The 11911-nt window shown below is 71.4% G+C and carries 7 protein-coding genes; 1 reads left to right on the top strand and 6 read right to left on the bottom strand.

Annotated elements, in window-relative coordinates; all coding sequences use genetic code 11:
• Positions 1-26 precede the first annotated feature (26 nt).
• The gene (locus POL25_RS18655) at positions 27-1529 is read left to right on the top strand and encodes a tetratricopeptide repeat protein (protein WP_272087441.1); all 1503 of its coding nucleotides are present in this window, start codon (positions 27-29) and stop codon (positions 1527-1529) included.
• Positions 1530-2359: 830 nt separating this feature from the next.
• Here the strand turns inward: POL25_RS18655 and POL25_RS18650 are convergent.
• The 6 genes from POL25_RS18650 to POL25_RS18625 all read right to left on the bottom strand — a co-directional run bounded on the left by POL25_RS18650 (position 2360) and on the right by POL25_RS18625 (position 11861).
• Positions 2360-3127 (bottom strand): FHA domain-containing protein, encoded by a 768-nt coding sequence (locus tag POL25_RS18650; protein ID WP_272087440.1) that lies wholly within the window; start codon positions 3125-3127, stop codon positions 2360-2362.
• A gap of 135 nt (positions 3128-3262) precedes the next feature.
• Entirely contained in the window at positions 3263-6847 is a 3585-nt protein-coding gene (locus POL25_RS18645; protein ID WP_272087439.1) for a hypothetical protein, read from the bottom strand.
• Positions 6848-6851: 4 nt separating this feature from the next.
• Entirely contained in the window at positions 6852-8819 is a 1968-nt protein-coding gene (locus POL25_RS18640; protein ID WP_272087438.1) for a YncE family protein, read from the bottom strand.
• Between the two features lie 30 nt (positions 8820-8849).
• Positions 8850-9617 (bottom strand): DNA repair protein RecO, encoded by a 768-nt coding sequence (gene recO / locus POL25_RS18635; RefSeq protein WP_272087437.1) that lies wholly within the window; start codon positions 9615-9617, stop codon positions 8850-8852.
• Between the two features lie 27 nt (positions 9618-9644).
• Positions 9645-11003, bottom strand: a complete 1359-nt coding sequence (gene mgtE / locus POL25_RS18630; RefSeq protein WP_272087436.1) for a magnesium transporter — start codon at positions 11001-11003, stop codon at positions 9645-9647.
• A gap of 171 nt (positions 11004-11174) precedes the next feature.
• Complete coding sequence (locus POL25_RS18625; RefSeq protein WP_272087435.1) at positions 11175-11861, bottom strand: helix-turn-helix domain-containing protein; 687 nt, start codon at positions 11859-11861, stop codon at positions 11175-11177.
• Positions 11862-11911 lie beyond the last annotated feature (50 nt).

The following is an 11911-nucleotide window of genomic DNA, read 5'->3' as shown; positions in this document are numbered from 1 at the left end:
GGCACGGCGTGCTATACGGAGCGGGCATGTCGATCGGCGACGGGGAAGACCTCGACGACTCCGGCTTCGGCGAGACCAGCCGTTACGCGGCCCATCTCGACCGTGGCTGGTCTCTGCTCGATCGCGCCGACTACGAGGCCGCGCGCCAGTCGGCGCTGCAGGCCCAGCGGATCCGCCCCGACGCGCCCGACGCCGCGGTGCTGCTCGGCGCGATCGCACTCGCCGAGGGCGACCCGGTCGAGAGCCTGCGCTGGTACGACCAGGCGATCGAGCTCGACCCCGACTACTTCGAGCCCTACGCCGCTGCCGCCCAGATCGCCCTGTTCGACCTCGGCGACTCCGCGCGCGCCCTGCAGTTCTGCGACGACGGCCTCGGCGTCGAGTCGGTCAGCGCCATCGACGCCCTCGACCTCGAGCTGCTCGGCGCCGAGTGCCTGGTCTCGCTCGGCCGCGACGAGGAGGCCCGCGCCCGCCTCGACGCGCTGCGCGAGCACCCGCTGTTCTCCGCGATCCTGAACGCGTCGCTCGAGGCCGGCGACATCGAGGCTGGCGAAGAGGACATGTCCTTGAGTTCATCCTCGACGCAGGCGTCCGACCTCGAGCTCGACGGCTCGGTCAAGCGTCGCCGCCGGCGTCCGGTGATCGTGCGCGAGGACAGCGAGGCGAAGGCCGGCGGCGACGGTGAAGCCGTCGACGCCGAGGAGGCCGCCGAGGCCGCCGAGGCCGCCGAGGCCGCCGAAGCCGCGGTGGCCGAGCTCGACGAGGACGAGGACGGCGAGCCGCTCGACGAAGAGGAGCGCGGCGCCCAGGTCCAGCGCGTGCTGCAGTTCATCCTGCGCATGTGCCGGCTGTGGCTCGACCTCGGCGTACCCGAGTCGGCCCTGCCGGCCCTGCGCGCCGCGGCCGAGCGGTTCCCCAACAACGGCGACGCCTGGCACCTGCTGAGCGAGGCCGAGTACGCCCGCGGTGACGCCCGCGCGGCCTGCCACGCGGCCCTGCGCGTGTACCGGCTCGACCAAAACCACGCGCCGCCGAAGTGGCTGCCGAGCCCGGCGCAGCTGCACCGCAAGGTGGTGCAGATCCTCAGCAACTGCCCCGACGAGACCCTGCGCGAGCTCGGCCAGCGCCGCGCCGCGCTGGTGCTGCTGGTCCACGAGGTACCGTCGCTCGAGCTGGTGCTCGAGGGCGTCGACCCGCGGATCAGCGCGCTCAGTCTGGCCACCCGCGGCGGCTCCGACGACGAGCCGCCCGAGCTGACCGGCCTCGCGATCTACCGCCGCAACCTGGTCCGCCTGGCCCGCTCGGCCGAGCAGTTCGACCACGAGCTGCGCTTCGCCGTGCTCGAGGAACTGGCCAACTTCTTCCAGCTCAGCGACGCCCGCCGCGACCGCCTCGGCCTGCCCCCGCTCGCCGCCGACGTCGACTTCGCCGACGACGAACCGCTGCCGCCGCCGCCGCCCGCGGTCGAAGAGGACGAGGCCACGGCCCCGCGTCGGCGCCGGCGCAAGAAGAAGCGCATGCACTCCTGAGCGCCGCGCCCGTCACGGGCCGCGCCGCCGTGAGCACCGATCCTGACGAGCGAGCTGCACCTGCTCGCTCCGGATCGGTGCTGTCGTCATCCGACGAGCTTCATGCGCATGGTGAGCTGCTCTCACCTACCGAGCATGCCGACGCATCCTCGATGCGAGCGCCCGCAGCATCGGAAGCGGACGACGCACGCGACGACATCGTCGCTCCTTCTCACTCACCGAGCATGACGACGCATCCTCGATGCGAGCGCCCGCCGCATCGGAGGAGGACGACGCCGTGATCGCTCCTTCTCAATCACCGAGCATGACGACGCATCTTCGATGCGAGCGCCCGCCGCATCGGAGGCGGAGGATGACGACGCATCCTCGATGCGAGCGCCCGCCGCATCAGAGGCGGAGGATGACGACGCATCCTCGATGCGAGCGCCCGCCGCATCGAAGGAGGACGACGCCGTGGTCGCTCCTTCTCGATCACCGAGCATGACGACGCATCCTCGATGCGAGCGCCCGCAGCATCGGAAGCGGACGACGCACGCGACAAGGTCGTCGTTCCTTCTCAATCACCGAGCATGACGACGCATCCTCGATGCGAGCGCCCGCCGCATCGGAGGAGAACGACGCCCTGATCGCTGCTTCTCAATCACCGAGCATAACGACGCATCCTCGATGCGAGCACACGCCGCATCGGAAGCGGACGATGCACGCGTGGGGATGTCGCTCTCAAGCACGTCGGCGCGTGCTCCATGCACGCGCACAATCTTGCAGGACGACGCGCACCGTAAGCGTCGCGTCGCTTGCGACGGCTTACGCCGCTCACCCGCTGAAGAAGCTCAGGGCCCGCCGAAGGCGTCGCTGAACTCGGCGATCGTCGACATCAACCCGCGCGGCACGTCGACGCCGTCGCGGGCCATCTCTCGCAGCGTGCGCTCGTAGTCCTCGAGGCCGGTGCCGGGGATCCGCGTGATGCGGTCGAGCGCGCCGCGGAGCTGCTCGATGATCTCGTCGGGCATCAGCCACCCGTGCACGGCGTGCAGGCGGAACACGCGGTCGAGCCACACGCCCGAGGATGACTTTTGGGCCAGGGCGATCAGGCACACCACGCACGACCTGGCCGTGGGGTGATCGACCGGCACGCTCGAGCCCATGAGCTGATTGGTCAGCGCGAGCGCGTAGCGCTCCGCCTCCTTGATCTTGCCCATGTTGAGGCTCTTCTGGACCAGCTGGCTGATGAGCGACGGGAACTGGGTCTCTTCGTGCGGGCCGATGGTCTTGCGCAGGCTGTCCATCGGATCGTCGACGGGCGCCTGGCTGCCGTCGCTGAGGATGGCGATGACCTCGCGGCCGATCTTCAGGTTGTCGCCGTGGACCAGCTGCGTCTTCACGCGACCCGGCAGGCGTTGGCCGTTGAGGAACGTGCCGTTGCTGCTGTCGAGGTCCTCGACCTGCAGGTCCGAGGCGGACACGTGCAGGCGCGCGTGGTAGCGCGAGGTCAGGTCGTCGTCGAGCGTGAAGAAGCAGTCGCTCATGCGCCCGACCAGGTGGGACCCAGTGGGGAGGGACAAGGTGCGCCCCCCGAACTTGATCTTGAACTGCGGCACCGCGGCGCCCATGGTAACGCAAGTGCCGGGGCGCCCCCAAGCCTCACCGCGCTGCTCCACGCCCCCAGGCCCCGCTGCGCGGGCGGCGGCAGTCCCGCCCCCTCACGCTCGCAGGACCCGCCGGGGTCGGCGTTCCTAGCGGACCAGGAACCGGACGTCGGGCTGGACCTGACCGCCGGCGAGGGTCACGCGCACGACCTGCCCGCGCGTCGTGCCGCCAGCGCTGTCGACCACGAACACGGTCGAGAGCTCGGGCGCGTTTACGACCCGCGTCGGCCCCGTCAGCGTCACGCTGGCCGTGACCACATTTGCGTCATAAGGCGCATAACCCGCCTTGGTCCCGAACGCTTCGCGGGCGCGACCCGGGATCCGCGATCGCTTGAACTCGGCGAACTCGGCCGGCCACAGCGCGTCGTCGGTGCCCGGGATCGGCGCCGCCAGATCGAGCAGGCTCGTCAGGTCGAGCACGAAGCTCATCATCGGGTTGCTGTAGCGGATCGCCGGCACCGGGCGCTGACCGTCCTCGGGCGGGCCGTACATGAAGAAGTGGTACAGCGCGCGAGCGGTGTCCTGGCTGCTCAGCGTCGCCGGGCGCGACACGTCGATGAAGCAGGGGTTCGGCGCCGCCCCGTCGGGCCGATTGCTCCCGGCCGGGCAGCTGGGGATCGGCCACAGCGAGTTCTGCCGCGAGTCCTGCTCGTCCTCGCCGAGGCGGATCCGGCTGGTGAGAAGGTTCGAGACCTCGGGATCTTCGTAGCACTCCCCCGAGTCCGGATCGGCCTTCACCTTCTGCGGCAGGAAGTCGTACGGCCCGCGCACGATGAAGCTGTTGCGCGCGAGCACCTGGTAGCGAATGAGCTCGCGGAAGCACTCGGGCCCGGGCAACGGCGTCAGCGAGCAGTCCTCGTCATCCCCGCACTGGCGCTTGCACAGGCCGTCGAGGCACAGCGGGAACTCGGACGACAGCGCCGCGCAGTCGGCGTGGGTGCTGCAACCGTTGTCGGGCTGCGCCGGGGCGCAGGACAGGCGGCCCTCGCACTCGACGAACCCGGGATCGCCGATGAACTCGTAGTCGGGCGAGCAGCACGGCAGCGCCCCGTCGGCGCCGCAGTTCGGCTCGTCAGACGCGCGCGCGCAGGTCGCCTCGTCGTCGACGACGTGACCGACCACGTAGTCGCCGCGGCACAGGCCCTCGCGCTCCACCTCGGTGACCGGCGTCGAAGCGGAGGTGCCCTCGCCGCGCATCATCACGAACGAGTCGAGCGGACGGTCGAGCACCTGCAGCCACAGCTCCTGCTGGAACGCCCGCGTGATCGCCCACTCGCGCCGCGCCGAGCCGCAGTCGTCGCGCAGGAACGGGCGACACATCTGCAGCAGCTCCTCGCGCGAAGTGCCGTACGAGACCTCCGACACGCACAGGCCCGGCGAGCCCGCCGGCGCCTGCGGATCGAGCAAGCAGTACTGACCGGCGCCGCACTCGGGGTCCTGGTTGCAGCCGAGGATGAACAGCTTGTCGCCGCCGAGCACGCCGCGCTCGCAGAACTGCGCGGTCTTGTCGACCAGGCGGGTGTCACCGGCGGTGGTGCTGAGGCAGGTGCCGCCGGCCCAGCCGGGCTCCTCGCACAGCAGCTGCCCGCTCGAGCTGGTGGTGCCCGGGATCTCGCCCTCCCAGAAGAGGTTCCACGTCCCGGTCACCCACGCCGAGTAGTCGCGCACCACGGCCCGGACGACGTCGTTCTCGTAGAGGCCGGACGCCATCACGTCGTCGTCCGCGTCGCTCTTGGCCAGGCGATCCTGCTCGCGCTCGGACACCGGCGGCGACAGGGCCGGACCGAGCTGCTCGCAGTAGCCCGTGACCTCGCCAGGGCTCTTCAAGCAGCGGCTGTCGTTGCAGTCGTTGTCGTCGTCGCAGCTCACGCGCGTCTCGTAGGCGCGATCGATCCGGCGCAGGCTCGGCGACAGCACGCGCGTCACCGTCGGATCGGAGATGCCGTTCGGCAGCAGGCGCTCGGGCGCCTTGTCGTCCATCCGCGGCAGCGACTCGATCGTGGTCGTCGGCTGCGTCGGGTCGACGTTGGGCCACAGCGAGTGCGGCGGGATCTGGGCGTCCATGATCCCGAGGTAGTCGTACGCGGTGGCGATCCGGCGATCGTCCTGGAACTGATCGAACACGCCGAAGACGAGGCGACCGAAGCTGGTCGAGGCCACGCCGACCACGCCCGGGCCGGTGAACGGCGACGAGATTTCGCGGCCCTCGGCGGTCGCCTCGGCCGTGTCGGCGCTGCTCGACGGGCAGCGATCGAAGCTGCCGCCGGCGGCCTCGACCTCGGACGAGCGGTACCACTTCTGGAACGTCCAGTCGGTGATGAGCGAGCCGTTGGGCCCGCGGATGCCCGGCCCGCGCGCGAACGGCCGCCGGTCCGGCGGATTTTCGCCGGGGAACTCGGCCGGGTGACACGCGGCGGCCGTCACCACCGTCGGGTCGACCTGCGTGTCGCACTCGCTGCCGAGCTCCGTGCGGTTGGGGCTGAAGTCGCGCCGCACCACGCGGGTCGAGCCGTCGCCCGCGATCACGTAGAGGAACTGATACGGCTCCGGCTCGAGGTTGTTGCCGCTCGCCATCAGCATCGGCGGCGTCGGCCGGATCGCCGAGATGCCCTGCGCCGCCGTCAACTCGAACTCGAGCGGATCGTCGGTCCAGGTCTTGTTGTCGAAGCGGAGCTCGTAGACGTTGTCGGACCCGAGCCCGCCGACGTACAGCGAGACGTCCTCGATGGCGAGGTCGGCGAGGTCGACGCAGGCGGTCGGATCGACCGGCGGGGTCACGAGCGCCATCGCCAGCGGGTACATGCCGTCGGGGTCGCCGGTCGGCGCGCTGGCCAGCGCGTCGGCGTAGTCGGGGTCCTCGAACTGCTCGGCGCAGTCGATCGGGCACGACGGATCGGCGCCGGTGTCGACCACCGTGATCGCGTCGTTCTTGGGGTCGCGCACGAACTGACGGCTCTGCAGGATCCGCTGGGTCCGCAAGTCGACCTCGGCGATCAGCTGGCACGACGGGAACGTGACGTACACGCTGCCCGGGTTGGCCGGGTCGCAGCCCTGCATCGGCTCGCCGGTGTTGCTCAGTTCGGGCGGCACCGCCAGCACCTGCCCGGGGCGGGCGCCGAGCGGCGTGCCGTCGGCGCGGCGCGGCGCCACCGTCGACACGTAGGCCGCCGGGTCCTCCTCGGGCGGCTCTTCGAAGGCGTACGAGGCCAGGCCGGTGACGTCGAGCACGCTCAGGTCGCAGCTGCCGAGGTTGCCCGAGACGGCGAAGCAGCCCGCCTGCAGGCCGGTCGTCACCGTCATGCTCGACGGCACCTCGCCGGCGCTGATGAGCTGGGGCCCCGGCGCGCCGATGTTCATGTCGATGACCGAGCCGGCGCAGCGGCTGAACATCGCGATGTCGTTGCGCTCGGAGTTGGCGACGAAGCCGACCAACCGCAGGTCGCCGCACACCGACTCGGACACCGCGTCGGAGCACAGGTCGAGCGACTGCGGCGTGAGCACCCCGTTCTCGTTGCGCACGCACGCGAGCGCCATGTCGAGCGGGCGGTCGAGCACGCGGTTGGGGACGACCTGGTTCTGGCGGTTGCCGCAGCTGGTCGCGCCCGCGGTGAGCACGACGAGCGCGGCGAGGGCCGAGAGGTTCACACGCGTGGTTGCGGGGCGGCGGGTCATCGGGCTAGCGCTTGTAGGGCGTTTGCAGGCCGACGCGAGCGATCTCGGCGAATCGCGTCGGGCGGTCGCGGGCGATGTCGATGACGCTGACGGTGGCGTCGAGGGTGTTGCCGACGTAGAGCAGCTGGCGCGCCTGGTCGACCACGATCGGGTGCGGGCCGGCGCCGGTGGCCACGTTGGCGACCACGCGGAAGCCGGACAGATCGATGATGAACACCTCGCTGGGCGTCGGGCACGACACCGCCGCGTACTCGTTGGCGCCGTCCTCGAACAGCGCCATGCGGCTCGGGCCGCTGCACAGCTCGACGAGGCCGGCCGACTCGTCGCGGGTCTCGCCGCGCTCGTCGACGCTGGTGTCGACGAACAGCAGCGCGCCGGGGCTGCTCTGGACCGCGAACAGGCGCCGGCCGTCGCGCGAGAAGGCGATGTCGCCCATCTGCCCCGAGCCCTGCGGCACCGTGAAGCCGACCGCCGACGTGAACCCCGCCGAGAAGATCTGCGGCGTGCACAGCAGCGCCCCCGGCTCGCCCGCTTGCACCGGCTCGGGCGCGTCGATCGGCTGGCCCTCCTGGTCGATCGGGTTGCCCTCGGCGTCGAGCCGCGGCGCGCCGATGCACACCTGGTTGGCGGTCGGCAGCGCCTCGTCCGGGGTCAGGCGGGCGAAGAACAGGCCGGTGCGGAAGCTGCTGTAGATCAGCGAGCGCCCGCAGTCGGTCGGCTCGCCGTCAGCGGTGACCGGCACCTTCGTCACGTTGGGCACCTGCGAGCTGCCGGGCACACATGGCCTTTCGGCCATCCCCCACCCGCCGCCGCCGAACGACTCGCCGATGAGGAACACCGAGCGCGCGTCGACGATGAGCGGCTTGGTCCCCGGCGGCACCGGCTCGGGCTCGGGCGGCGCGCCGGTGGTCGTCGAGGTGTCGCCCGCGCTCGTGGCGTCGGTCGTGCTCGAGGTGTCCGTCGTGCTCGAGGCGTCGGTCGTGCTCGACGTGTCGGTCGTGTCGCTGGTCGTCGAGGTGCTCGTGGTCGTCGACGTGCCGGTGGTCGTGTCGGGCTCGCCGGTGGTGTCGTCGGGGTTGGCCGGCAGCTGCCCGCCGACCGGGTACGCGAGGTCGATCAGCACCACCTCGGGCGTGGTCGCGAACGTCACGAACGCCCAGTTGCGCAGCTTCGACACCAGGATGTTCGACGGCTCCGGGCCGATGCGGCGGTTGTCGCCGTCGTCGAACGGGAAGCGCAGCGCGTGCGAGTCGTCGCCGGAGCGGGCGCAGCGTCCCGAGTCGAACAGGTCGGTCGTGCCCTGCCCGCACTCGAACGAGAGGTCGGTCGGCGCCAGCGGTCGCTCGGGATCGAAGGGCTTTGCGATGCCGCCGGTGAGCTCGACCCAGGTGATGCTCGGGTCGGCCTTCACCGTCGCCAGCAGCAGCGCCTCCTTGGCGCTGCGGCTCCACCCCGCCAGCGCGGTGATGAAGCTGCCCATGCGCACCGACAGCGGCTTGTCGGACTCGCCGTCGCCGTCGACGTCGACGCGGGCGATCACCTGCGTGTCCTCGCACTCGATCACCTGCGGACGGAACGCGGCGTGGCGACACGGCGTGTCGGCGTCGACGTCTTCGCCGATGTCCTGCACGGTCTCACGGATCCCGCACGGGTCGGTCTTGGCGGCGGCGCTGCAGGTGCCGTCGTCGACCTTGTAGAGGCAGAGGCTCGGGCAGTTCATCCACGCGTGGAAGAACCGATCGAGATCGACGGCGACCAGCGAGCCGGCGTTGTAGGCCAGGTTGCTGTTGGCGTTGGCGACGAACAACCACCGCGCCGGGTCGCCGTCGGCGACGCGCGGGTCGAGCGTCAGCGCCGCCGGGAAGTAGATCCCGGCCTCGGCGGCCGAGATGCCCTGATTGCGCCGCTCACAAGCGCCCAACGCGGCGAGCACGGCCAGCGCACACGCGAACGCAGACTTGGGGCGCGACATCGGCGGGACCCTAACACAGCCGCGCGGCACCTACACCCCCTCCGCGCCGGCGTCGCGCGGCAGCGCCGCGAAGAAGGCCTGCGCGTGCAGCGGGCGCCGCAGGTGTGAGCGGACGATCGACTGGATCGCGTCACGCACCGCCCGGCGCAGCGCCGGCGGGGCCGAGGCCAGCGCCGCCGGATCGCCGCCCGACTCGAGGTGGTGGATCGCCGCCAGCGCAGCGGTCGGCAGCCGCGGCGCCCCGCGCTCGTGCTCCAGGCACAGCACCCCGCCGCGCGGCCCGTCGAACGCCGCGCTGCCGTCGCCCTCGACCTCGACCTCGACCCCGCACACGCAGCAGCGCGTCAGCGCCGGCGACAGCCCCAGGCAGCGCAGCAGCGCCAGCTCGTACTGCCGCAGATGCAGCGCCTGCGGCGCCCCGGCGATGATCTGCTCGAGCGCCAGACACAGGGCCGCGAACAGCTCCGGGTCAGGGTGGCGCGCCAGCACCAGCTCGTCGGTCAGCTCGCAGAGGTAGGCCACATAGGCGAAGCGCGTCAGGTCGGCGCCGACCGGCGCGTGCGCGGCGGTCGCGTCGAAGCTCTCCAGCCGCAGCAGCGCCCCGCGCCCGCGAGCGATCGCCGCCACCCCGCGCATCCCCGGCGACAGCCCGCCGGCGAACCGCTTCTTCGAGTTGCGGGCCCGCGCCGCCGCCGTCTCGAGCTTGCCTTGCTCCGGCGTCAGCACGATCGCGATCAGGTCCGCCTCGCCGAGCGGGCGCGTGCGGAGGATGACCGCGGGCGTTGGTTGCGACTGCATGCGCGAGTTCGGGGACAACCGCCGCGGTCAGCCGGAGATTCCGAGCAGCACCGTCGCCAGCCAGAAGTAGAAGAGCAGGCCCAGGATGTCGACCGAGGTCGTCACGAACGGCCCCGTCGCCACCGCCGGGTCGATGTTGAGCCGGTTCATGAGCAGGGGCACGCTGGTGCCCACGGCCGCCGCGATCATCATGCTGCCCATCATCCCCAGGGTGATGACCGCGCCGAGGTGGACCGGATCGCTGCTGGTCGCGCCGACGAACGGCGCCGCGACCGCGATCCCGGTGCCGTAGAGCGCGCCGAGCGTCGCGCCGAGCCCCACCTCGCGGAGCACCAGCCGGCCGAGCCGATTGGTCTCGACGTAGCCGACCGCCAGGCCGCGAACGACGATCGTCGAGCTCTGCGTGCCGACGTTGCCGCCCATCCCGGCGACCACCGGCATGAACAGCGCCAGCGCCGGCACCGACTGCAGCGCCCCCTCGAAGCCCTGCAGCGACGCCGCCACCAGCAGCCCGCCCGCCGCCGCCGCCAGGAGCCAGGGCATGCGGGCGCGGAAGCTGGCCGAGAAGGTGCGGGTCTCGACCATCATCTGGCCCGCGCCCGCCATCTTCAGGATGTCCTCGGTCGCCTCTTCGCGGACGACGTCGAGGATGTCGTCGATCGTGATCACGCCGAGCAGCCGCCGCTGGTCGTCGACCACCGGGATGCCGACCAGGTCGTAGCGGCTCACCAGCTCGGCGACCTGCTCCTGATCTGTCTCGGCCGTCACGGACACCAGCTCGGTCGTCATCACCGCGTGAATCGGCATGTCCGGCTTGCTGCGCACCAGCTGACGCAGCCCGATCACCCCGACCAGGCGGTCGTGCTCGTCGACGACATAGAGGTAGTGGACGTGCTGCGGCAGGTCGTCCGCCGTCTGCACCATCCGGGTCGCCTCCGCGATCGTCACGTCGTGGTGGATCGAGAAGACCTCGGGCGACATGATGCCGCCCGCGGTGCGCTCGCCGTACGCCAGCAGCTCCTCGAGCGCATGCGCGTCCTCGTCGCCGTAGTGCGCCAGGATCTCGCGCAGCTTGCCCTCGTCGACGCGGCCCAGGATGTCGGCCGCGTCATCTTCCTGGATGTCGCCGAGCATCCCGGCCGCCTCTTCGGGCGCCCGCCTGCCGATCAGCTCCGCCGCCACCTCGTAGCGCATCGCCGCCAGCACCTGCGGCCGCCGCTCCGCGGGCAGCGCCTGGAACACCAGGTCCTGCTCGTGCGGCTCGAAGTTGTCGAGGTACGCCGCGATCTGTACGGCGTCCAGCCGCGCGAGCGCCCGCGCGACCCGCCGCGGATCGCCCGCATGGACCAGCCGCGCCAGATCGTTTTGGTTGAGCGCCGGCGTCATGCGGGGGCCACTATACGCAACCGTCCACGAGCAGGCGCCAATCCGTGCCCAAACCGCGTGTCACGGGTCTTCGCCACGATTTGACCGCCTTACGCCGGAGTTCACGCGACCGCAGCGTCGAGCGTCACTGCCTCTTCCTTAAGTAAGGAGGGGGCGCGACGACTCGAGGCATCAGGAGTGCGGCGGGGTCACCTGTCCGCCGGACAGCGCAAAGGCCGTCACCGCGATCACGGCGATCACCAGGCACACCGCGATCCACATCAGCGTGCGGCTCTGCGGGATCCGGTTGAGCGCGCGCAGCATGTCGAGCGACTGGACGCCGAAGCGATGGACCGCCTCGAACACCACGTTCGGGCCCGACTCTGCGGCAGCCACGGGGGCCGCTGCCAGCGCCGCCGGACGCGGGGCGGACTCCGTGGCCGGCTTCGACTTCGCACCCTCGGCGCGAGCCGGCCTGCGCGGGCCGCCGATCGCCTGGACCGGCGCCGACGCTCGATGATTGGCCGAGTGGGCCACGGGGCGCCGCGTCCCTCGCTGCGCGCCCGCCTTCTGGGCGTGCAGGTGGTCGTGGAGCAACCCGGCGACGGTGTCGGAGTCGAGGCTCAGCGAGCGCGCGCAGCAGCGGAAGAACCCGCGGACGAACACTGGCCCGGGCAACGCGCTGAACCGATCGTCCTCGAGCGCCTCGAGGCTGGGGCGAGGGATCTTGGTCTCGAGCGCGAGCTGCTCGACGCTTATCCCCCGGCGCTGTCGCGCCTCCCGGATGTAACGGCCCGGCGACGGCGGTCCCTCATGCACCTCGGCGCCCTCGGTGGGTTGGGTGCTGACGATCCGGAGGCGGCCCGTGGGAACTCGCATGCGCGCACATTCTGAGATCAAGCCGCGTTCGGCGGCAACCCCCCGGGCAA

This window comes from Nannocystis bainbridge, from assembly GCF_028368995.1.
Taxonomy (GTDB): Bacteria; Myxococcota_A; Polyangia; order Nannocystales; family Nannocystaceae; genus Nannocystis; species Nannocystis bainbridge.
Note: the sequence above shows the minus strand (reverse complement) of the source record. Positions and strands in the feature narration are given on the sequence as shown.